The organism is Haloplanus natans DSM 17983 (genome assembly GCF_000427685.1).
Taxonomy (GTDB): domain Archaea; phylum Halobacteriota; class Halobacteria; order Halobacteriales; family Haloferacaceae; genus Haloplanus; species Haloplanus natans.
In genome coordinates, this window is record NZ_KE386573.1 from 705808 (window position 1) to 728116 (window position 22309).

General features: G+C 65.5%; 22 protein-coding genes and 1 pseudogene. 17 read left to right on the forward strand and 6 right to left on the reverse strand.

Annotated features, from left to right (window positions below; all coding sequences use genetic code 11):
* Positions 1-49 precede the first annotated feature (49 nt).
* From HALNA_RS05985 to HALNA_RS06000, 4 genes are all read left to right on the forward strand, one after another.
* On the forward strand, positions 50-907 hold the full coding sequence (locus HALNA_RS05985; protein WP_049935501.1) for a cytochrome c oxidase subunit 3: 858 nt from the start codon (positions 50-52) through the stop codon (positions 905-907).
* An 89-nt stretch (positions 908-996) separates the two neighbouring features.
* Positions 997-1224 carry a DUF7385 family protein gene (locus HALNA_RS05990; protein WP_049935502.1) on the forward strand — a complete coding sequence of 76 codons (228 nt, stop codon included), beginning with the start codon at positions 997-999 and terminating at the stop codon, positions 1222-1224.
* A 44-nt stretch (positions 1225-1268) separates the two neighbouring features.
* The gene (locus HALNA_RS05995) at positions 1269-1490 is read left to right on the forward strand and encodes a CDGSH iron-sulfur domain-containing protein (protein WP_049935503.1); all 222 of its coding nucleotides are present in this window, start codon (positions 1269-1271) and stop codon (positions 1488-1490) included.
* Between the two features lie 143 nt (positions 1491-1633).
* Entirely contained in the window at positions 1634-3571 is a 1938-nt protein-coding gene (locus HALNA_RS06000; RefSeq protein WP_049935504.1) for a DUF7527 domain-containing protein, read from the forward strand.
* Here the strand turns inward: HALNA_RS06000 and HALNA_RS06005 are convergent.
* Positions 3568-3873 (reverse strand): hypothetical protein, encoded by a 306-nt coding sequence (locus HALNA_RS06005; protein WP_049935505.1) that lies wholly within the window; start codon positions 3871-3873, stop codon positions 3568-3570. The genes HALNA_RS06000 and HALNA_RS06005 overlap by 4 nt on opposite strands.
* 304 nt (positions 3874-4177) lie before the next feature.
* On the opposite strand from HALNA_RS06005, the gene HALNA_RS06010 reads away from it, so the two are divergent.
* Entirely contained in the window at positions 4178-5506 is a 1329-nt protein-coding gene (locus tag HALNA_RS06010) for an adenylosuccinate synthase (RefSeq protein ID WP_049935506.1), read from the forward strand.
* A 131-nt stretch (positions 5507-5637) separates the two neighbouring features.
* Positions 5638-5778: a DUF7128 family protein gene (locus tag HALNA_RS20530; RefSeq protein WP_049935507.1), complete on the forward strand. Its 141-nt coding sequence runs from the start codon at positions 5638-5640 to the stop codon at positions 5776-5778.
* A gap of 46 nt (positions 5779-5824) precedes the next feature.
* Here the strand turns inward: HALNA_RS20530 and HALNA_RS06020 are convergent, their stop codons facing one another.
* Positions 5825-6256, reverse strand: a complete 432-nt coding sequence (locus HALNA_RS06020; RefSeq protein ID WP_049935508.1) for a DUF5796 family protein — start codon at positions 6254-6256, stop codon at positions 5825-5827.
* A gap of 79 nt (positions 6257-6335) precedes the next feature.
* Here HALNA_RS06020 and HALNA_RS21330 point away from each other — a divergent pair, with 79 nt between their 5' ends.
* Positions 6336-6458, forward strand: coding sequence for a hypothetical protein (locus tag HALNA_RS21330; RefSeq protein WP_281172100.1), 123 nt, complete (start codon positions 6336-6338; stop codon positions 6456-6458).
* 15 nt (positions 6459-6473) lie between these two features.
* On the opposite strand, the gene pan1 is transcribed toward HALNA_RS21330, so the two are convergent.
* Positions 6474-7688: a proteasome-activating nucleotidase Pan1 gene (gene pan1, locus HALNA_RS06025; RefSeq protein ID WP_049935509.1), complete on the reverse strand. Its 1215-nt coding sequence runs from the start codon at positions 7686-7688 to the stop codon at positions 6474-6476.
* 138 nt (positions 7689-7826) lie between these two features.
* Between pan1 and HALNA_RS06030 the strand changes: the two genes are divergently transcribed.
* The 4 genes and pseudogenes from HALNA_RS06030 to rad50 all read left to right on the forward strand — a co-directional run bounded on the left by HALNA_RS06030 (position 7827) and on the right by rad50 (position 12344).
* Positions 7827-8087 (forward strand): MarR family transcriptional regulator, encoded by a 261-nt coding sequence (locus HALNA_RS06030; RefSeq protein ID WP_049935510.1) that lies wholly within the window; start codon positions 7827-7829, stop codon positions 8085-8087.
* Between the two features lie 26 nt (positions 8088-8113).
* A complete protein-coding gene (locus HALNA_RS06035) occupies positions 8114-8449 on the forward strand; it encodes a hypothetical protein (protein WP_049935511.1) in 336 nt (111 codons plus the stop codon).
* Positions 8446-9636, forward strand: a pseudogene (gene mre11 / locus HALNA_RS06040) (DNA double-strand break repair protein Mre11); the annotation flags it as partial. The gene HALNA_RS06035 and the pseudogene mre11, both read left to right, overlap by 4 nt.
* 20 nt (positions 9637-9656) lie before the next feature.
* On the forward strand, positions 9657-12344 hold the full coding sequence (gene rad50 / locus HALNA_RS06045; RefSeq protein WP_049935512.1) for a DNA double-strand break repair ATPase Rad50: 2688 nt from the start codon (positions 9657-9659) through the stop codon (positions 12342-12344).
* Between the two features lie 12 nt (positions 12345-12356).
* On the opposite strand, the gene HALNA_RS06050 is transcribed toward rad50, so the two are convergent.
* Genes HALNA_RS06050 through HALNA_RS06060 form a run of 3 tightly spaced genes read right to left on the reverse strand, consistent with a single transcriptional unit; the run spans position 12357 to position 13380 of the window.
* The gene (locus HALNA_RS06050) at positions 12357-12785 is read right to left on the reverse strand and encodes a DUF7346 family protein (RefSeq protein ID WP_049935513.1); all 429 of its coding nucleotides are present in this window, start codon (positions 12783-12785) and stop codon (positions 12357-12359) included.
* Between the two features lie 25 nt (positions 12786-12810).
* Positions 12811-13155, reverse strand: a complete 345-nt coding sequence (locus HALNA_RS06055) for a DUF7322 domain-containing protein (RefSeq protein WP_049935514.1) — start codon at positions 13153-13155, stop codon at positions 12811-12813.
* A gap of 45 nt (positions 13156-13200) precedes the next feature.
* On the reverse strand, positions 13201-13380 hold the full coding sequence (locus HALNA_RS06060; RefSeq protein ID WP_084510133.1) for a DUF7331 family protein: 180 nt from the start codon (positions 13378-13380) through the stop codon (positions 13201-13203).
* 107 nt (positions 13381-13487) lie between these two features.
* On the opposite strand from HALNA_RS06060, the gene HALNA_RS06065 reads away from it, so the two are divergent.
* From HALNA_RS06065 to HALNA_RS06090, 6 genes are all read left to right on the forward strand, one after another.
* A complete protein-coding gene (locus HALNA_RS06065; RefSeq protein WP_049935516.1) occupies positions 13488-17540 on the forward strand; it encodes a DNA polymerase domain-containing protein in 4053 nt (1350 codons plus the stop codon).
* A gap of 104 nt (positions 17541-17644) precedes the next feature.
* Complete coding sequence (locus HALNA_RS06070; RefSeq protein ID WP_049935517.1) at positions 17645-18562, forward strand: ABC transporter ATP-binding protein; 918 nt, start codon at positions 17645-17647, stop codon at positions 18560-18562.
* 26 nt (positions 18563-18588) lie between these two features.
* Positions 18589-20019 carry a Fe-S cluster assembly protein SufB gene (gene sufB, locus HALNA_RS06075; RefSeq protein ID WP_049935518.1) on the forward strand — a complete coding sequence of 477 codons (1431 nt, stop codon included), beginning with the start codon at positions 18589-18591 and terminating at the stop codon, positions 20017-20019.
* A gap of 2 nt (positions 20020-20021) precedes the next feature.
* A complete protein-coding gene (gene sufD, locus HALNA_RS06080) occupies positions 20022-21236 on the forward strand; it encodes a Fe-S cluster assembly protein SufD (protein ID WP_049935519.1) in 1215 nt (404 codons plus the stop codon).
* A gap of 91 nt (positions 21237-21327) precedes the next feature.
* A complete protein-coding gene (locus HALNA_RS06085; protein ID WP_049937983.1) occupies positions 21328-21822 on the forward strand; it encodes a ferritin family protein in 495 nt (164 codons plus the stop codon).
* Complete coding sequence (locus HALNA_RS06090; protein WP_049935520.1) at positions 21819-22253, forward strand: metal-dependent transcriptional regulator; 435 nt, start codon at positions 21819-21821, stop codon at positions 22251-22253. The genes HALNA_RS06085 and HALNA_RS06090 overlap by 4 nt, the downstream gene beginning before the upstream one ends.
* The last annotated feature ends 56 nt before the right edge of the window (positions 22254-22309 follow it).

A 22309-nucleotide genomic window follows, 5' to 3' on the forward strand; every position in this document is an offset into this window, starting at 1 on the left:
ACCGCGTCGGTTGGGAGGATTTTTGGTAGTTGAATCGCAACGGGGGGGTATGAGTACGGATCACGGTGACGATCACGGACACGGACACCACCTTCCGGCCGTCGAAGACTGGCCACGAGGGTTCGGCGAGGCAAGCTGGTGGCCCTTCATTACGGCGCTGGGTGGCGCCGGTATCTACGCCGCTGCTGCCCTCTTTATCGTCGCGGGCGGTAGCGAGTCGACCATCAACCCGATGTTCGCGCCGCTCGCGGCGGCCGCGAGCGTCGGGACCTTCCTTCTCGGGCTGTACGGCTGGCTGTACCACGCCTTCGTCGCCGAGTTCTGGTCGCGCGGGACCAACGAGACGGGCGCGAACGCGCTCCGCTGGGGGATGATCGCCTTCCTCGGCTCCGAACTCGCCACCTTCGGCGCCGTGTTCACCTACTACTTCTTCATCCGAGCGGGGACGTGGCCGCCACAGGAGCTGCCGCACCTGACCGGCTCGCTCGTCATCATCAACACCGCCATCCTGGTGGCCTCCAGTCTGACGCTCCACTGGGCCCACGTCGCCATCCGCAAGAACGACCGTCGGAAGTTCGTCCTCGGACTCCTGGCGACGCTCCTGCTCGGCATCGTCTTCATCGGCGGGCAGGTGTACGAGTACTACGAGTTCATCGTCCACACCGAGTTCACGGTCACGTCCGGCGTCTTCGGCTCGGCCTTCTACGGCCTGACCGGGCTCCACGGGCTCCACGTCTCGCTTGGCGGCGCGCTGCTGGCTATCGTCACCATTCGGGCGCTCGCGGGGCAGTACTCCGCCGAGCGTCACGTCTCGGTCAGTACCGTCTCGATGTACTGGCACTTCGTCGACGTGGTCTGGATCTTCCTCGTCGTCGTCCTGTACGCCGGCGCGTCGCTCGGAGCCTGATACGGGCCGCCGGAACCGGCTTCGAACGGTCCGAACGTGTCGGCGTTCGGCGCCGTGGATTTATGTACTCTCACGCGACAGTCGTGAGCATGGACGACCTCGATACGCTCGTGTCGTCGCTGACGCCCCGTGAGGAAAACGACGAGATCAAACTGTACCAGAACACCGTCTCGGTCGCGTGTCCGGTCTGTGAGGAGCCGTTCGACGATCTCGTGGTGTGTAAGAACCAGGCGACAAGCCTCGAACAGATCGAACCGCTCGACATCTGTGTCTCCGTCTACGAGGGGAGTCCGCTCCTGTTTACGCACAAACACTGATCCCCTGTCCAAGCACGTAAGGGGCCACACGCCCAGTCCGGGATATGGCACGCGAAGTCACCCACACTGCGACCGGCCCGAAAATCATCACGTTCGAGGACATCGACGACGAGAAAGGCGACGTGGCGGTCTGTCTCTGTGGTCTGAGCGAGTCCTACCCCTTCTGTGATGGCTCCCACCGCCGGACCGAGGACGAGGACCCCGACGAGCGCTACAAATACGTCGACGGGGAGCGGCGGCGGGTGTCCGTCGAGTTCGAGGAGTGATACCGCTGGCCGCGAGTCGACCGGATCGTTCACCGCCCCGTGGCACCGTCGGCGTCTCGGCTCCGGCCCGCCGGTCGTAACGGACGACGACGCGCGAGAGGCGCCGGAAACTATTTGACTCGCTTTCGTGCATCCCTACACAAATGGACGGTGAGATTCTCGACGTGGTGACCGAGTGGGGGACCCGCCCCGTGGCGGACGGCGTCAGCGGTCTGTACGAGTTGGCCGACGGGGAGTTCTCCGGCGCCGTCACCGACGGGACGGCGTGGGCGTTCGTCCTCAACGGTCGCTTCGTCGGGGTGTTCGACGGCACCATCGAGGACTTCGAGGACGCCTCGCTGACGGCCTACACCGCCCCAGATATGGCACTGCCGCTCCTCTACGCCATGCAGGCCCGCGGCGGCGAGGTCCGTGGACGGTACTACTCGAACGACACGCCGCTCTCCGAAATCGACGGGACGCTCTCCTCGGGCAACTTCGTCGGCTACGTCGAACTCTCCGAGAACGTGCTCTCGGGCGACTACTACGTCGTCTACTACGGCGGCCGTGCGCTCCCTGTGGCGTACGTGGGGAACAACCGCCGCCTGCTCTCCGGCGACGAGGCGTTCGAACGCGCCGCCGACGAGGTGGGTATCTACGCCGTCGTCGACGCCGATATCGAGGTGGTCGACCTACCGGAGCGGCCGGCAGGGATGGGGGCGGTGGCGTCCGAATCGGAGACGGCTGATGCCGGTGACACCGACGACACCGCATCCCCCGCCGCCGGCGTCGGCGCCGACGCATCGACCGCGACCGACACCGACGACGGGGCGGCGGGCGCCGACACGGCCGCCGCCAACGACGGGGAGGCGCCACCGTCGACCACAACCACGGAAGACGAGTTCCGCTCTCTGGGCGAGCTATCGGGTGTCGACGACGCCCCGACGACCGACGCCGAGGCGTCGACGACGGGCGCCGACGCGGAGTCGTCCGAGACGCCGAGCGAATCCGCCGAGACGGAGGCGGCATCGTCGACGGCCGACACCGAAGCGACGCCTGACGCCGAGGGCGACGAGGTAGACGCCCCGACCGACGACGTGGTGATCGGTGACGCGACGGCGGACGAGTCGTCGACCGACGCCGACGCGACGGCCACGCCCGAGGAACTCGACCGCCTCCGCAGCGAACTCGACGCCCTGCGCGCGGCGAAGGCGGAGATAGCGTCGGAGCGCGACCGGATCGCCAGCGAGCGTGACGACCTCCGCGCGGAGGTCGATCGCCTCCGTGATCGAGTCGCGTCGCTGGAGGCGGAGATCGAACGGCTCGAACGCGAGGCGGACGGTGCCGACGACGCCGGTGCGGCGCCAGCACAGGAGCTCTCCCCCGCCGAGGCGCTCTCGAAGACGAACCTGTTCGTCCGATACGAGGACAAGGCGGCGGGGACGCTCGAACGCGCCGCCGAGGGCCGGATTTCGCCGGCCGAGCTCCGCGACAACCTCCGTCTGAACTACCACACCGAGTTCGAGACGGGCGGCGTCACGGTCGACGGCCAGCCCTTCGAGCCGTTCCTCCGTGGGACCCCCGAACACCGCTTTGCCGAGTGGCTACTGACCACGGTCACCCACGAAATCCGACGGACGGACACGCGGGCCGAGCTGTCGAAACTGTACGAGGCCATCGAGTCCGTCGATCGGATCGACCTCGACGGCGAGGTCGACGTGGCGGTCGAGGACGCGGAGGGCGAGGTCGAGACCACGACGATGGCGTTCGACGTGGTGTTCCGGGACAAGATGGGCGATCCGCTGTTCGCGGCGGCCTTCGACGACTCCCGCGATCCGACCCGTGCGGAGACGATCCGGTCGCTCCTCGACGGAGCGCGGTCGGTGAGTCGGGCGGTCGAGTCCTTCGCCGCCGCGTTCGTCGTCACGACGAGTTTCTTCGACGCCGACGCGATGGAGGTCGCGATCGACGCCACCCGGGGCGGGCTCTTCAGCCGGAGTTCACGGAAGAGCTACGTCAAACTGTCGCGCAAGTCCGGGTTCCATCTCTGTCTGGTCGAGGCGCGAGACGAGGACTTCTTCCTGAGCGTCCCGGAGCTCTAGCTCTGAATCTCGGCTGTCTCCTCGATCTTCATGGTGTCGAGTTTCTCGACGATCGCGTCGATCTTCTCGTCGAGTTCGTCCACGAAGTCAGCGGTGTCCTCGGTGGTGATCGCCCCCTGGCTCGACGGTTCGATGAGGTTCTCCTCTTCGAGGACACGGAGCGAGTACCGGACCTTGTGGTGTGGGTACCCGGTTTCGTTCGACATCTTCACGATGCCTATCGGTTCGTTCCCGATCACCATCTTCAATACCTGCAGATGGCGTTCGAGCATATCGACTTCTTTCTCGAGCCTGTCTATCATGACACTTGTTAACTTGTCGTTGCGGGTTTTAAAAGTTGCTGTGAGACCCGGTCGACGGAAACCAGTCACCTGAGACTCGGGTTGAGAGTAGTTAACGATTCGGGTCGCGGTGGTTCGTGTGGCGGGCGTCTGATAGTGTTTATTATAACTGGTTACCGGTGGGTCGCCAAGACGGTCCGGCGAGAGGCGACGGACGGGTCGCCGAATCGTCGTGGAAGCGACCGCACGCGGGCAGTCGGTCGCTCCAGCGACCGTGAGAATATCGTAATCGGTTTAGCGAGTGGGGTGGAATCCCCGGCCGGATATGACTGTCACTATCGTCGGGTCCCAGCTCGGCGACGAGGGCAAGGGTGCCCTCGTCGACCTGTGGGGTGGGAGCGCCGACATCGTGGTCCGGTACCAGGGCGGCGACAACGCCGGCCACACCGTCGTCGAAGGCGGCGAGGAGTACAAACTCTCCCTGGTGCCGAGCGGTGCGATTCGCGGGAAGGTCGGCATCCTCGGGAACGGCTGCGTGGTCAACCCACGGACGCTGTTCGACGAACTCGACACGCTTCACGAGCGGGGACTCGACCCCGACGTGCGCGTCGCGCGCCGCGCTCACGTCATCATGCCGTACCACCGCGTCCTCGACGGCATCGAGGAGGAGGCGAAAAGCGACGACGACCTGGAGGCCGGCACCACGGGGCGTGGCATCGGCCCCACCTACGAGGACAAGGTCGGTCGACGCGGGATTCGCGTCGGCGACCTGCTCGACCCCGACGTGCTCCGGGACCGACTGGAGTACGTCGTCCCGCAGAAGCGCGCGCTCGTCGAGGACGTCTTCGGGATGGAACCCGGCGAGGAGTTCGACATCGACGCCCTCCACGAGGAGTTCGCCGATGTCGGCCGCCGACTCGACGCGGCGGACATGACGGTCAACGCGGGCGATTTCCTCGGCGACGAACTCGACGACGGTGCGAACCTGCTGTTCGAGGGCGCCCAGGGTACCTCGATCGACATCGACCACGGCATCTACCCCTACGTCACCTCCTCGAACCCGACCGCGGGCGGCGCGTCGACGGGGACGGGCGTCGGGCCGACGGTGATCGGGCAGGGCGAAGTGGTCGGCATCGTGAAAGCCTACCTCTCCCGGGTCGGCACCGGGCCGCTCCCGACCGAACTCGACGGCGAGGATGAGGATCTGGCCGACTACATCCGCGAGAAAGGCGGCGAGTTCGGCACCGTCACCGGCCGGCCACGCCGGATCGGCTGGCTCGACGTGCCGATGCTCCGCCACGCTTCGCGGGCCAGCGGCTTCACCGGCATCGCGGTCAACCACCTCGACGTGCTCGCCGGTCTGGACGAGGTGCAGGTCGGCGACGCCTACGAACTCGACGGCGAGCGCGTGGAGACGATGCCCGCGACGACCGAGCGCTGGGCCGACTGCGAGCCGATCCTGAAGGAGTTCGAGCCGTGGCCCGAGGTGGACTGGGGCGGCGTCGCCGACGACGGCTACGACGCCCTCCCCGACGCGGCACAGGAGTATCTCGACTACCTGAGCGACGAGGTCGGCGCCCCCGTCTACGCCGTGGGCGTCGGGCCCGACCGCGCCGAGACCATCGAACTCGTCGATCCGTTCGATCGGGACTGATAGTGTGTATTGTAACTGGTTACCGGTGGGTCGCCGGACCGTCTTAGCGACCCGCCGGTAATGACTTACAATACACACTATGACTCGTCAGCAGGGCAATCGTTTTAGCCCCCGCTCGTGGACGTACACGCATGGTGACCACGACCGAGCGGGACGGCATGACGTGGTACGAGTGTGAGATCTGCGGGATGTTGTTCGACGCCGAGGAGGACGCCAAACAGCACGAGGAGACGTGTGACGACGACACCGCCGATCCGTCCTACCTGCAGTAACCGTCGTCGACGAGCGATCCGTGTCGCGCTCCCACTCGCGACGGCGCTACTCCGCCGCGACCAGTTCGTACGACTCCTCGCCCCAGTCGTCCTCGACGAACACGAACACTCGCCCACGGGCCACGTCGAGGTCGGCCTGAATCCGACACCGCATCCCGTCCGGCGTGGCGACGGTGACGCCCGGGAAGATCTCCTCCGCCTCGCCGCCGTCGAGGACGATCCGACCGACGCCGGTCGACTCCAGAATGTCGTCGTGGGTCTTGCGGTCGTTGACGTACATCATCACGCCCTCGGTCCCGTCGGGGTCGGTCACGAGGACGTGGACCTCCTTACCCGGCGCGGCCGTGAGCGTCTCCTCGGCCTTCCGCGGGACGCCCCGATACAGCGTCGTTCGGCCGTCGAGATACTCGACCTGTACGCCCTCCTCGAAGAACTCGACGGGGAGCGTACTCGGCGCCACGTCGCTACGGATGCTCATACGCCACCTAGCCACCCGTGTGGCAAAAGCGTCGCGTCATAGGGATACGGTTATATCGCCCCCACCCTTTCGACCGATCGTGTCCGTTTCGAATCCCGCCTGGCGCACCGCCGCCGCCACCGGCATCGCGTATCTCGTCGCGCTCGTCGCGCTGTTCGTCCTGCTTTTCGTCGGCCCGTACGTCGTCTTCGGCGCCGTTTGAAAAGAGCCGCGTCGACTACGCGAACGCGCGGGACGCGCCGTCGTCGTCCGTCTCGGCGCTGATCTTCTCCCACGCCGACACGAAGTCGTCCATGTAGATTTCGGTGCGGTCGTCGCGGATGGCGAACATCCCGGCTTCGGTGCAGATCGCCTTGATGTCGGCGCCGGAGGCGTCGGCAGCCATGTCGGCCAGTTCCGTGAAGTCGACGTCGTCGGCGACGTTCATGTTGCGGGTGTGGATCTGGAAGATGATCTCGCGACCCTCCTCGTCCGGCTTGGGCACCTCGATGAGGCGGTCGAACCGGCCGGGGCGGAGGATGGCGGGATCGAGCATGTCGAAGCGGTTGGTCGCGGCGATAATCCGGACATCGCCCCGCTCTTCGAAGCCGTCCATCTCCGAGAGGAGTTGCATCATCGTCCGCTGGACCTCGGCGTCGCCGGAGGTTTTCGAGTCCGTCCGTTTCGACGCGATGGCGTCGATTTCGTCGATGAAGAGGACGGCGGGTTCGTTCTCGCGGGCCACCTCGAAGAGGTCGCGGACGAGTTTCGCGCCCTCGCCGATGAACTTGTGGACGAGTTCCGAGCCGGCCATCTTGATGAAGGTGGCGTCGGTCTGGTTGGCAACCGCTTTGGCAAGCATCGTCTTCCCCGTCCCTGGCGGGCCGTGGAGGAGGACACCCGACGGCGGCTCGATGCCCACCTGCTCGAACATCTCGGGGCGGTCTAGGGGCATCTCGACTGTCTCCCGGACCTCCTGCATCTGTGCTTCGAGGCCGCCGATGTCGGCGTAGGTCACGTCGGGGCTGTGGTCCACCTGCATCACGCGGGCCCGCACGTCCGTCTCCTTATCGAGCCGTTTGACGATGGAGAGGGAGTTGTTCACCGCGACGCGCGAGTCGGGTTCGAGCTCCGATTTCATCTCCTCGGTGACCTCGGTGAGGGCCTCCTGGTTGTTGCCGTGCTGTTTGATGATGACGCCCTCGTCGTTTACCTCCTGTACCGTCGCGACGAACAGCGGCGACTGCTTGAGCTTCTTGTTCTCGTGGGTCAGCCGCTCCAACTTCTGCTGGTACTTGTTGTTCTCGGCGTTGGCGTCCAGCAGTTTGTCGCGCATCTCCTCGTTTTGCCCCTCTAGCACGTCGAGTCGCTCGCGGAGGGCCTCGATTTTTTCCTGCTGCGACGTCGCCTCGTCGTCGTACGGGAGGTCGACATCGTCCACAGTGTCGGTCATTACCCGTTTTAAGAGGCTGATTCATAAGAGACTTCGGGTGGCTGCGGAGTTCGCCGTGGTCCGTCCACTGGAAATAACTGTGAAGCATCAAAATCGATAGCAAATATTATCATCTTGTATGCGTGAGAACGATACAGGATGAGTACGACCGAAGCAGTCACCCGTGACGAGGGCGCGGATCGGTGGGCCGACGTGCGCGACCTGCCGCCGAGTGCGAAACTCGTCGCGAAGGTCCTCGACTACAACGAGACGCTGAGCCAGAGTCAGTTGGCCGAGGAGACGCTGTTGCCGCCGCGGACGGTCCGCTACGCGCTGACGCGACTGGAGGACGCCGACGCCGTCGAATCGCGGTTCTCCTTCTCCGACGCGCGCAAGCGCCTCTACTCGCTGAAGATTTAAGAGCGGTGACGCGGCCACCGGGAGGCGTGACCGACGCCGATACCGACACGTCCGTCCGCGCGGCGCTTCGCGCTCTCGCGACCGACGACGCCGACGCCCCGGCCGTGGACACCCCCGCCATCGACGAGGCCGCCGCCGCCCTCGACGACGTTCGGGACGCCGCGGCGTTCGTGGCCGAGGGCGGCCTCGCCCGACTCCGCCGGGACATCGAACGCGCCGACCGTGCCGGCGACGCGGCCGCCGCCCGGCGTGGACGGGACACCCTCGCCGCCATCGAGCGGTGTCGACGCGCCGCCGCCGACCACTTTCGCTCCGGTCGCGGAACGGTTTTGAGCGACGGGACACAAGAGCGGTCAGGATGACACGGGTGATTCACACCGGCGACACCCACGTCGGCTACCGACAGTACCACTCGCCGGAGCGCCGGCAGGACTTCCTCGACGCGTTCGAGGCGGTGATCGACGACGTGATCGCGGGCGATATCGAGGCCCTCGTCCACGCCGGCGACCTCTTTCACGACCGCCGGCCGGACCTCCCCGATCTGCTGGGCGTGCTCTCCGCGCTCCGCCGCCTCGACGCCGCCGACGTGCCTTTCCTCGCGGTCGTCGGCAACCACGAGGCGACCCGCGGGAGCCAGTGGCTCGACCTCTTCGAGGATCTCGGCCTGGCGACCCGACTCGGCGACGAGCCGACCCTCGTCGGCGACACCGCGTTCTACGGCCTGGATCACGTCCCCCGCTCGCGTCGCGACGACCTCGACTACGACTTCGCTCCCCCACCGGCCGACGCCGCGGCGACGGCCCTCGTCGGTCACGGCCTCTTTACCCCCTTCGCCCACGCCGACTGGGACACCGAGGAACTGCTCGACGCCGCCACCGTCGACTTCGACGCGGTCTTGCTCGGCGACAACCACGTCCCGGACACGGCCCAGGTGAACGACACGTGGGTCACCTACTGCGGTTCGACCGAGCGAGCGAGCACGGACGAACGCGACGCCCGCGGCTACAACCTCGTCGAGTTCGGCGCCGACGCGGGCGGGGACGCGGCGGTCGATATCCGCCGTCGCTCGCTCGACACCCGCCCGTTCGCCTTCGTCGACGTGGAACTGTCCGAGGGCGAGGGTGTCGAGCGCGTCCGCGATCGCGTCCGCGAGTACGACCTCTCGGAGGCGGTGGCGGTGGTCTCCATCACGGGCGACGGCGACCCCGTCACGCCCGCGGCCGTCGAGGACGCGGCCCTTGACGAGGGCGCCCTTCTCGCTCGCGTGACGGATCACCGGGCGGTCGGCGGCGACACGGCAGCGGCGATACCCGACGTCGACTTCGCCGACCCCGACGCGGCGGTTCGTGAGCGCGTGCGCGAGATGGACCTCTCCGACCTCGGTCGGCGCCTCGACGAGACGATTCGGGACGACGCGGTGGCCGACTCGAACGTCCGCGAGCGGGTGGCCTCGGCCGTCGGTGACGCCGTGGACGACGGGGCGCTCGAGGGGTCTTCGGCGACGGACGCCGAGTCGACGACGGACGACGACGGCGGCAAACGGGATCAGGTCTCCATGGAGGACTTCTCGTGAAGTTCGACCGGATTCGACTGCGGAACTTCCGGCCGTACGCGGACGCCGACCTCGACTTGCGCGACGGCGTGACGGTCATCCACGGGCTCAACGGGAGCGGGAAATCCTCGCTCCTGGAGGCCTGTTTCTTCGCGCTCTACGGCTCGACGGCGCTTTCGGGGACGCTCGACGACGTGGTGACCAACGGCGCCGAGGAGACCGAGATCGACCTCCGGTTCACCCACGCCGACGCGGCGTATCACGTCCACCGCCGCCTCCGGGCGTCGGGCGAGCGGACGACGACCGCCGACTGCACGCTCGAGGGGCCGGACGCGACGGTCGAGGGCGCCCGCGACGTGCGGGCGTTCGTCGTCGACCTGCTCCGGATGGACGCCGAGGCCTTTGTCAACTGCGCGTACGTCCGCCAGGGCGAGGTGAACCAGTTGATCAACGCGTCGCCGGCCCAGCGCCAGGACGTGATCGACGACCTCCTGCAGTTGGGGCGGCTGGAGGAGTACCGCGAGCGGGCCGGCGACGCCCGCCTCGGTGTCGAGGACGTACGCACCGGGAAACGGGCCGAACTCCGGAAGGTGGAGTCACGAATCGAGGAGAAAGAGGGAAAGAACCTCTACGGCGCACTCGACGATCTGGAGTCGACGCTGTCCGAGGTGGATTCGAAGATCGACCGCTACGAGACACAGCGCGAGAAGGCCGAGGAGACGAAAGCGGCGGCCGAGTCGACCCTCGAGGAGTACGCGGAGAACCGCGCCGAACTCGACTCGATCGAGGGGGATATCGAGGAGCTGGAGTCGACGATCCGGGCGGCCGAATCGGAGCGCGAGACGGAGCGCGAGCGGATCGTGGCGGCGCGCGAGCGGATCTCGGAGCTGGAGGCCGAGCTCGACGACTGCCTCGACCCGGCGGGGCTGGACGCGGCGACCGAGGCGGCCGTCGAGACGCGGCGCGCCGAACTCGACGAGCGCGAGGCCGAGTATCGCGAGGCCCGAACCGAGGCGAACGCCTCGGCGACGGGGCTCCGGAACCAGGCGACGAACCTGACGGAGAAGGCCGACGACTTGGCCGAACGGGCCGACCGGGCGGCGGAGCGCGCCGACGAGTTGCGCGACGACGCCGACGACGCCGAGGCGGCGGCCACGGAGCGCGAGGAGCGCGTCGCCGAACTGGAGCGCGAGGCGGCGACGCTGGCCACCCGGTTCGAGGACGCGCCGGCCGACCGCGGCGAGGCTGCGGCCCGCCGGGCCGACTGCCGCGAGCGGCGTGGCGAGATCCGCGAGCGCATCGCGGAACTGGAGGCCAAACTGGAGTCGGCAGAGGAGCGCGTCGCCGAGGCCGAGGCGCTGCTGGCGGCCGGCAACTGCCCCGAATGCGGCCAGCCGGTCGAGGACGCCCCGCACGCCGATCCCGCACAGCACCGAGAGCGCGTCGCGGAGTTGGAGGCCGACCTGGCCGACGCCCGCGACGAGGCGTCGGCCCTCGACGATCGGATCGACGCCCTCGACGACTTGGTCGACGCCGAGGATCGACTCGCCGAAGTCGAGGCGGAGCGCGACCGACTCGGCGAGCGGGCCACGGAGAAACGCGAGGAGGCGGCGACGCTGCGCGAACGGGCCGAGGAACGGGCGGCGGCGGCGACGGACCTGCGCGAGCAGGCGGCCGAGACGCGCGAGGTGGCCGCGGCGAAACGCGAGGAAGCCGAGGCGGCCGCGGAGCGCGTCGAGTCGCTGACCGCCGATCTGGAGTCGATCGCCGACCGCCGGGAGCGGGTCGACGCCGTCGCGGATCGACTGGAGCGGATCGCCGACCTCGAAGACGAGATCGAGCGCCGTCGCGAGCGCGCCGAGAGCATCGCGGAGACCAACGACGAGCGTCGGGAGCGGTTGGCCGAGAAACGGACCCGCCGCGACGAACTCGACGCGGCCGTCGACGAGGACGCTATCGAGGCCGCCCGCGAACGGAAGGCGAACGCCGAGGAGTATCTGGAGAACGTCGACGCGGAACTCGACACGCTCGCGGAACGACGCGACGGGATTCAGACGAAGATCGGCGGCGTCCGGAGCGAGATCGAGACACTGGAGTCGCTGCGGACGGAGCGCGCGGAACTCGCCGAGCGGGTCGCCGCCCTCGACGACCTGCACGCGGAGGTCGAACGGCTCGAAGCGACCTACGGCGACCTGCGCGCGGAACTCCGCCAGCGCAACGTCGAGACGCTCGAACGCCTCCTGAACGAGACGTTCGACCTCGTCTACGGCAACGACGCCTACGCCCACCTGCGCCTGAACGGCGAGTACGAACTCTCGGTCGTCCAGAAAGACGGAAGCGAACTCGACCCGACCCAGCTCTCGGGCGGGGAGCGAGCCCTGTTCAACCTCAGCCTCCGGTGTGCGATCTACCGGTTGCTGGCGGAGGGTATCGACGGCGCGGCGCCGATGCCGCCGCTCATCCTCGACGAACCCACCGTGTTCCTCGATTCGGGGCACGTCTCGCGGCTGGTCGATCTGGTCGCCGAGATGCGCGATCTGGGCGTGGCCCAGATCGTCATCGTCAGCCACGACGAGGAACTCGTGGGCGCGGCCGACGACCTCGTGCGCGTCGAGAAGGACCCGCGGACGAATCGTTCGACGGTGTCCCGGTCGGAGACCGACACGCTCGATGCCGCGGCGGTGGCCGGGGAGTCGGGCGACTGATCGCTCGGCTGACTACTTCCCGCCGGCACGCAGCCGTGCCACGGCGTCGTGTGTCGTCTCGGTCGCCTCGTAGCCGCGCTCGCCCGCGACGCGTGCCTCGTCGATCAGGCCGGCCGCCCGGAACTCCGCCAGCAACCCGTGTAGGTCGCTCTCACAGAGGTCGTATGCGTCGAGGAGGGTTCGTACACCGGTTGGCCCCCGGTCGACGAGTTCGACGAGGAGGCCGAGTGCGCGGTCGTTCGGCGTCGCGGTGAGGACGCGCCGGACTGGGCCGGGAACCGCTTCGGCGGCGGTCGAGAGCGGCGACGCTTCGCCGACCGTGAGGTCGGCGTTCGGCACGTAGCGCTCCTCGCCGGTGTCGGGGTCGCGAACGAGGCTCGACTCCGACGACCGCTTCACGAGCAGGTAGCGCCGGCCCTCGTCGTCCCGGACGGTTCGCATACAGGTTGGGAGCGGCGCCGCGGAGTTAGGCGTTCCGCTCGGGGTCGGCGTCGTCCTCGCCGGCGTTGTGACGCCGGTCGAAGGCGCGGTAATGCTGGGACACCCGGAAGCCGGCGAGGGCGCCGAGGGCGACGGCTGCGCCGCCCCACAGCCACCACCCGCGGAAGTAGACGAGCATCGGGCCGAGGCTGAGACCGAAGAGGGCGACGTTGGCGAGGACGACGCTCCGCCAGAACGTCTCCAGAATCTCGGGGTCGACGTCTTTCTCCTCTACCGACGGCGTCGGAATCCGTGGTAGGTCACGCTCCGGGTCGCCCCAGCGCGACTCCGGGTCCGTCTCCTCGGGTTCGTCGGGCCACGGATCGAACACACTCTCCGAGAGCGAACGGGACGGCAAAAGGGTTCGGTTGGCGCGTTAAGCGAGTTCGCGTATCGGCACAGCGGCCGACGACTCCACCCACGCGAGCGGGTTCTCCGCGTCGTACAGTACGGTTCCGTCCTCCACTTCGTAGGCTTCGACGGTGTCGATACCGTCGTGATCCGGACGCCGCGTGTCCGCACTGTCCCACCGGCCTGCGTCGACGTGGTCGGACATCGTCACGGACCGTGGTACGAAATGACATGGTATATGTCTTGTTGTCGTGGCAGGAGTTCCGCGGGCGAGTGGCGGGGTTTTTACCGGGGAGTGCCGAAGGGGCCGGCATGACTCAGACCGAACTCACCGGGTCTTGGGAGACGGCGGATTCCGAGAGGCCCGACGCTGAGGCGGTCGCCGTCGCGGGCGACGCCGTGCAGTCGGTCAGTGAAGTGATCGACGCATCGGAACTGAAGTTCCCCGATCCCGACGGGACGGTCGACCTCGCGGTCACGCAGGTCGACTACACCGTCGAGGGCCAGGGTAGCGACGAGTACCCCGTCGTCCACCTGTTCGGTCGGACGCCGGACGGCGACGCCGAACACGTCCGCGTACTGGGGTTCGAGCCGTACTTTTACGCGCCGACCGCGAGTCTCGACGACGACGACCTCGACCGCGACGTGATCACGCGGACCGAAGACGGCTACGAGAGCATCCGTGGCGAGCCGCTGACGAAAATCTGCACCCGGACGCCCCGCGACGTGGGGCAGATTCGCGACGAGTTCGACCACTTCGAGGCGGACATCCTCTTTCCCAACCGCCTGCTGATCGACAAGGACATCGGCAGCGGCGTTCGGGTTCCGGTTCGACGCTTGGAGAGCGGGTCGATACAGGTTCCACACGACGAGATTCGGGCCGTCGAGGTGCCGACCGACCTCCGGGTCAACACCTTCGACATCGAGGTCGACGACCGCTCGGGCTTCCCGGAGGACGGCGAGGAGCCGATCATCTGTCTCACCAGCCACGACTCGCGGCGTGACGAGTACGTCGTGTGGCTCTTCGATCCGGATACGGGGGTCACACCACCGGAGGCGCTTGACGGGTACGAACCCTTCGGGGACGAACTCGAAGCCGACGTGCGCGTCTTCGAGACCGAGGAGGCCATGATCGACGCGTACGTCGAATACGTCGAGAGCGAAACCGATCCCGACGTAATAACGGGCTGGAACTGTCTTCCCGGCGACACCCCGGTCCTTTTGACCGATGGCACGGAGCGTAAAATTCGCGACATTCAGATCGGCGACACCGTCGTCGGCAACGAGGACCGACGAACGACCGCCGCGGAAGTGACTGACAAGTGGAAGAGTGAAAAACCGGTTCTCGAGTTCACTCTCTCCGACGGGACTTCACTCCGGTCGTCGAGCGAACATCAAGTCATGGTCGGCGACGACGACTCAGTCGACTGGAAAGAAGGCGGGGATATCGAACCGGGGGAGTACGTTCTCAAACCTAGAAAACTGACCGTTGAAGACGAATCCGTCCCGGTGCTCTCGGAGTTGGTTCCAATCGAAAACCAGCGATTCGCCGATGCGGATTCTGTCAAGGCGTTCAAAGAGGCGCTCCCGCACGGCGCCGTCACCGACCTCGCGGACCAGTTCGACCTCGCGACGGGAACGCTCTACCACCCGCGGACGGATGTGTGGACGCCGAAACGATGTTCGATCGCTGCCGAGAAGTACGATATCCCGCTTCCGGATGGAGGCCGGACGTATCGTCGTACTCGTGCCGACCTCGACAGGCGACTCACCGAACGGGAGGCGTATCTCGCTGGACTCGTCTTGACGGACGGGACGATGTCAGCCGAGGGCGGGATTCGGTTTTACAATACTTGCGAGGAGCTACACAACCAGTTCCCTGGTGAGAACAAGCTACAGCCGGACGGGACGGGGTGTTATAAACAGAACGTCCTCGACTACGCGATGTTGCATGCGTTCAACGGGCTGGGAATCCCGTTCGGTGACAAAAACGACGGCCCTGTCGATCTCTCGACGGTGTACGAACTGCCCGAGGAGTACATTGCCCGGTTCCTCGCGGGCGCCATTGATGGCGACGGCAATGTTTCGAACTCGGTTACGGTCGCAGCTGAAAACCGGTCCATCGGCAAGTGGTACGCCAAACTGTTCCGACGGCTCGGCGTCTACGCCCAACAACGAGAGAACGTCGTTCGAGTTCCCGATGCCGAGCGCGACATTGAGCGACTGAAGCGAACTGTTCTCCCGCATATGTGTCACCCGGAGAAATCACGGGCACTTTCGAACCTCAGTGGCGGAAAAAGCGGACGAACGGAGGACATCCCGTACGCGCTCTTCGAGGCCGAATCGGGCAGTGACGCTCGGCGCATCGCTCGGGACAAGCATCGGCGAGGAATCGCACTCAAGCGTCACGAAACAACCGTCGAGGCGTGGGAAGAGTACGTCTTCGTGGCCGTCGAGAACGTCGAGCAGGTAGGAACCGAAACGACGTACGACATCGAGACGACCACACACAACTTCATCGCTGACGACTGTCTCGTTCACAACTGTGACGACTTCGACGCGCCGTATCTCATCGACCGGATGGAGGAACTGCAGGGTCGCCACCACGATTACGACCTGAACCCCGACCGCCTCTCGCGGGTCGGCGAGGTGTGGCGGAGCGACTGGGGTGGGCCGACGATCAAGGGCCGGGTCGTCTTCGACCTGCTCTACGCCTACAAGCGCACGCAGTTCACCGAACTGGAGTCCTACCGCCTCGACGCGGTGGGTGAACAGGAACTCGGCGCCGGCAAGGAGCGCTACGCGGGCGACATCGGCGACCTGTGGGAGGAGGACCCCGAACGACTGCTGGAGTACAACCTCCGGGACGTGGAACTGTGTGTCGAACTCGACCGCAAGCGCGACATCATCTCCTTTTGGGACGAGGTGCGGACGTTCGTCGGCTGTAAGCTGGAGGATGCCCCGACGCCCGGGGACGCGGTGGACGTCTACGTCCTCCACAAGGTCCACGGGAACTTCGCCCTTCCCTCGAAGGGCCGGGCGGACGCCGAGGACTACGAGGGCGGGGCCGTCTTCGACCCGATCACGGGGGTCAAAGAGAACGTAAGTGTTCTTGATCTGAAAAGTTTGTATCCGATGTGCATGGTGACGATCAACGCCTCCCCGGAGACGAAAGTCGATCCCGAGGGCTACGACGGCGACACCTACCACGCCCCCAACGGCACCCACTTCCGGAAGGAACCGGACGGCGTCATCCGGGAGATGGTCGACGAGTTGCTGGAAGAACGGGAGGAAAAGAAGGCCGAACGGAACGCCAACGACCCCGGCAGCGAGGCGTACGAGCAGTACGATCGGGAACAGCAAGCTGTCAAAGTTATTATGAATTCTTTATATGGGGTGTTGGGATGGGATCGCTTCCGTCTCTACGACAAGGAGATGGGCGCAGCCGTCACGGCGACGGGACGCGATGTAATTGAATACACCGAGCGGGTCGTAAACCGAAATGACAAAAAAGTTATATATGGCGATACTGACAGCGTTATGATAGAATTGGGGGCGGGTGTCTCCACTGAGGACGCAATCGAGCAGTCCTTCCAAATCGAGGAACGCATCAACGACTCCTACGACGAGTTCGCACGCGACGAACTGAACGTCGCCCTAGACGAGGGCGAAGAACACCGCTTCCAGATCGAGTTCGAGAAGCTCTATCGACGGTTCTTCCAGGCAGGGAAGAAGAAACGCTACGCGGGCCACATCGTCTGGAAGGAGGGCAAACACGTCGACGACATCGACATCACGGGCTTCGAGTACAAGCGCTCGGACATCGCGCCGATCACGAAGGAAGTCCAGCGTCGGGTGATCGAGATGATCGTCACCGGCGACGACGTGGACGACATCGAGGAGTACGTCTACGACGTGATCGAGGATTTCGAGGCGGGGAACGTCGACTTGGACGACGTGGGGATTCCGGGCGGCATCGGCAAGCGTCTGGGCGCCTACGACACCGACACGGCACAGGTCCGGGGCGCGAAGTACGCGAACCTCCTTCTCGGCACCAACTTCCAGCGCGGGAGCAAGCCCAAACGCCTGTACCTGAAGAAGGTTCACCCGGACTTCTTCCGCCAACTGGAGGAGGAGGGCCGCTTCGACCCACAGACCGATCCGCTCTACGCCGAGTTCAAGCGTGATCCGGACGTGATCTGTTTCGAATACGCCGATCAGGTTCCGGACGCGTTCGAAATCGACTGGGACAAGATGCTGGAGAAGACGCTCAAAGGGCCGATCGAGCGGATTATCGAGGCGCTCGGCCTCTCGTGGAACGAGGTCAAAAGCGGGCAGCGACAGACCGGACTCGGCCAGTTCTGAAACTCTCTTTTTCGCTGCGAAAATAATAGTTATCGAAGGAAGAACTCGAAGGGGGAGAATGCGTAAGCATTATGCGTCTAACAACCTACCTTCACGGTAGGGTTATGGCAACACTACAGATCAACAATCTTCACGCGAAAGTCGCAGAAGAGGGCGGCGAAACCATCCTTCGCGGCGTCGACCTGGAGGTCGATTCGGGCGAGATTCACGCCCTGATGGGACCGAACGGATCGGGCAAGTCGACGACGGCGAAGGTGATCGCCGGCCACCCGGCCTACGAGGTCACCGACGGGGAGATCACGCTCCTCCTCGACGACGAGGACGTCGCCGACATCGACGAGGAGGTACCCGCCGAGAAGCGCGAGTGGGACCTGCTCGCCCTCGAACCGAACGAGCGCGCGGCGCTCGGCATCTTCCTCGGCTTCCAGTATCCGGCCGAAATCGAGGGTGTCACCATGACGAACTTCCTCCGACAGGCGCTCAACGCCAAATCGGAAGAGCGCGAGGAACTGTTCGAGAACGAGGAGGAAGCCGAGGCCGACGCGGACGAGGAGTCGGGCTACGACACCTCCCCGATGGAAGGTCCCGCGGACGACGGCGACATCGGCGTCGCCGAGTTCCAGCAGCTCCTGAAAGGGAAGATGGAACTGCTGGACATGGACGAGAAGTTCGCGCAGCGTTACCTCAACGCCGGCTTCTCCGGCGGCGAGAAGAAACAGAACGAGGTGCTCCAGGCCGCGATCCTCGAGCCGGCCATCGCCGTGCTCGACGAGATCGACTCCGGGCTGGACATCGACCGCCTGCAGGACGTCTCCGAGGGGATCAACGCCCTCCGCGACGAGCAGGGGACGGGCGTCCTCCAGATCACACACTACCAGCGCATCCTCGACTACGTCGAACCGGATCACGTTCACGTGATGATCGACGGCGAGATCGCACAGAGCGGCGGTGCGGACCTGGCGAAGAAACTCGAGGACGAGGGGTACGACTGGGTCCGCGAGCAGGTCTACGAGACAGCGTAATACGGCTGCAGCCACAACACCAAACCATGAGCTCAGATCAAGATCACCTACAAGAGACCGACACCGAAGCCCGCTTCGAGTTCAAGAAGGAGGAGCGGTCCTCCTTCCAGGCCGAGAAGGGGCTGACCGAGGAGACGATCCGCGTCATCTCGGAAGACAAGGGCGAGCCGGAGTGGATGCTGAAGCGCCGGCTTCGCGCGCTCGAACAGTTCCAGAAGATGCCGATGCCGACGGATTGGCCGGGCCAGCCCGACCTCTCGGAGGTCGACGTCGACCAGATCATCCCGTACATCCGACCGGACGTCGAGACGCGCGAGAGCGTCGACGACTGGACGGACCTGCCCGACGACATCAAAGACACCTTCGACAAACTGGGCATCCCCGAAGCCGAGAAGAACGCACTCTCCGGCGTGGGGGCGCAGTACGAGTCCGAGGTCGTCTACCAGAATATGCAGGAACAGTGGGAGGAGAAAGGCGTCATCTTCTGCAACATGGACGAGGCCGTCCAGGAGCACGAGGACCTCGTCCGCGAGCACTTCATGACGAAGTGTGTCCCCCCGAGTGACAACAAGTTCGCGGCGCTCCACGGCGCGATCTGGTCCGGCGGGTCGTTCGTCTACGTGCCCGAGGACACGGTCGTCGAGATGCCCGTACAGGCGTACTTCCGGATGAACTCCGAGGGGATGGGCCAGTTCGAACACACGCTCATCATCGCCGAGGAAGGGTCGGAAGTCCACTACATCGAGGGCTGTTCGGCCCCGAAGTACTCCGCGTTCAACCTGCACTCCGGCGGCGTGGAAGTGTTCGTCGGCGAGGACGCTCACGTCCAGTACTCGACCGTGCAGAACTGGTCGAAAAACACCTACAACCTGAACACGAAGCGAGCGCTCGTCGAGGCCGACGGGCGCATGGAGTGGATTTCGGGATCGATGGGATCGAAGGCGACGATGCTGTACCCCGCCTCGATCCTCAAGGGCCGTGGCGCCTCCGACAACCACATCACCATCGCCTTCGCGGGCGAAGGGCAGAACATCGACACCGGGGCGAAGGTGTATCACAACGCCCCGAACACGAAGTCGACCATCGAGTCCAAGTCGATCAGCAAGGACGGCGGCCGCACCAACTACCGCGGACTGGTTCACATCGCCGACGGCGCGTCGGACTCCTCGACTGCCGTCGAGTGTGACGCACTGATGTTCGACAACGAGTCCACCTCGGACACCATGCCGTACATGGAGATCAACGAGTCGAAGGTCGACGTGGCCCACGAGGCGACCGTCGGAAAGATCGGCGACGAGGACATCTTTTATCTCCAGAGCCGTGGCCTCGACGACGACGACGCCAAGCAGATGATCGTCTCCGGCTTCATCGAGCCGCTCACCGAGGAACTGCCCATCGAGTACGCGGTCGAGCTCAACCGTCTCGTCGAACTCGAGATGGAGGGGAGTCTCGGATAATCATGAGTACGCAGGTACCAGCAGACCTCTCGGAAGCGACCGTCCACGAGATTGCCAACAGCCGCGACGAGCCGGACTGGCTCCGCGAGACGCGGCTCGCAGCGCTCAAGGCGATGGACGATCTGGCGATGCCCGACGTCATCCAGACGCCCGGCCGCCGGTGGACGAATCTCGACCAGCTCGACTTCGACGAGCTGGCCGATCCGCTGACCCAGTCGGACACCACCGAGCGCGTCACCGACGAGGGCGTCGAGGTGCTGCCGTTCACCGAGGCGGTGGAGGAACACCCCGAACTGATGCAGTCCACGTTCGGCTCCGTCATCGATCCGGAGACGAACTACCTGACTGCGCTGTCGGTCGCGCTGTTCACGACGGGCACGTTCATCTACGTCCCCGAGGGTGTCGACGCCGAGGACGTGACCATCCGGACGGAGATGAACTCCCGGTCGCTGTTTAGCCACACGCTGGTCGTCACCGAGGACTCGTCGTCGGTGACGATCCTCGAACGGATCAGCTCCGGCGACGAGGCCGTCGACGGCGAGCGCTACTACAGCAACCTCGTCGAAGTCGACGCGGGCGAGAACAGCTACGTCCAGTACGGCTCCCTCCAGACGCTCGACGAGGACACGTACAACGTCACGCTGAAACGCGGCGACGCCGACACGTACTCGACGATCAACTGGATCGAGGGGAACATTGGCTCGCGGCTCACCCGCTCCGACGTCGAGACGGTGCTCGACGGCGACGGCTCGGAGAGCAAGATCGTCGGCGCCTTCTTCGGCCACCACGACCAGCACTTCGACGTGAACGCGCGGGTCTGGCACCGGGCCGAGCACACGACGGCCGACCTCGTCACCCGCGGCGTCCTCGACGACACCGCCCGCTCGGTGTACGAGGGCGTTCAGGACGTGGGGCGCGAGGCGTGGGACACCAGTTCCTACCAGCGCGAGAACACGCTGATGCTGAGCGACGACAGCGAGGCCGACGCCTCGCCGAAGCTCATCATCAACAACCACGACACCGAGGCCTCCCACTCGGCGACGGTCGGACAGGTCGATCAAGAGGACCTGTTCTACCTGACTTCCCGGACGATCCCCGAACGGGACGCCCGAAACATGCTCGTCGAGGGCTTCTTCGTGCCCGTTTTCGAGGAGATCGAGGTCGACGAGCTCCGTGAGGACCTCGAAGCGCGGATTGCGGCCCGCCTGCGCGAGTAGGTCCCTCACAGGGAACCGCTTAAGTTCCTTTCTCCCCGAGGTAGCGTATGATCGTCCCGGCCACACGCATCGATCGGAGGTGTCGACCCCCATGAGCGTCAGCCATCGGGTCGGCTCCGACCACCAGCTCGCGCGACTCCTCCAGATCGGTATCGTTCTGGAGGAGGTCGTCGAGGCGCGAGCCCACCACCACTACCAGTCGCTCGCCGACGAGTCGGCGCTCGATCCCGAAATCGAGGCGCTCCTCTCCGATGCAGCCGAGGAATCGGCCGACCACCGCGACCGGCTGGAGGCGTTGATCGCCGACCTCGACGCGGAGTCCATCCCGTTCGAGGACATCGAGGCGCTCGTCGAGGCACAGTACGCCCAGACGAAACCCGAGGATTTCGACGGGGTTCTCTACGACCAGCTCTGTAACGAGGAGACGGCGTACAAGTTCTACGACGACCTCGTCACCGCCATCGAGGAGAGCGAGGCGCGGTTCTCGGTCGATCGGACCCGACTGGTCGAGACACTGCGAGCGATTCGCGAGGAAGAGGCCGAGGGCGTCGAAGACGTGACGAACGTTATGGAGACACGGGAATGAACACGGCAGATCAGTATCTCAAGACGATTTACCTGATTCAGGAGATGGAGGACGGACCGGCGTCGACCGGGTCGCTCGCGGACATGCTCGACGTGAGTCCGGCGAGCGCCAACGAAATGATCGGCAAACTCGAATCGCGTGGTCTCGCGGATCACGAGAAGTACAAGGGCGTTCGCCTCACCAAGGAAGGAATCGTCCGCGCTCGCGACGCACTCCAGACGTACTGCATCATCGAACGCTTCCTCGCGAACGTCCTCGACGTGGAGGATTTCCGGGGCGAGGCACGCGAACTCGAAGCGGTCATCGACGACACGGTGGCCGACCGCCTCGATACGATCATCAACCGCAACCCGAACTGTCCGGACTGCTTCGACGCGGAGACTGACGCCTGCGCGGAGTTGGACATCGAGTGCGAGAAGCCGGCGGACTGAGACGGATAGATTTTCCCGCTCTGCCAGTACGATACTCCAAATAGCAGGCGGCGGCA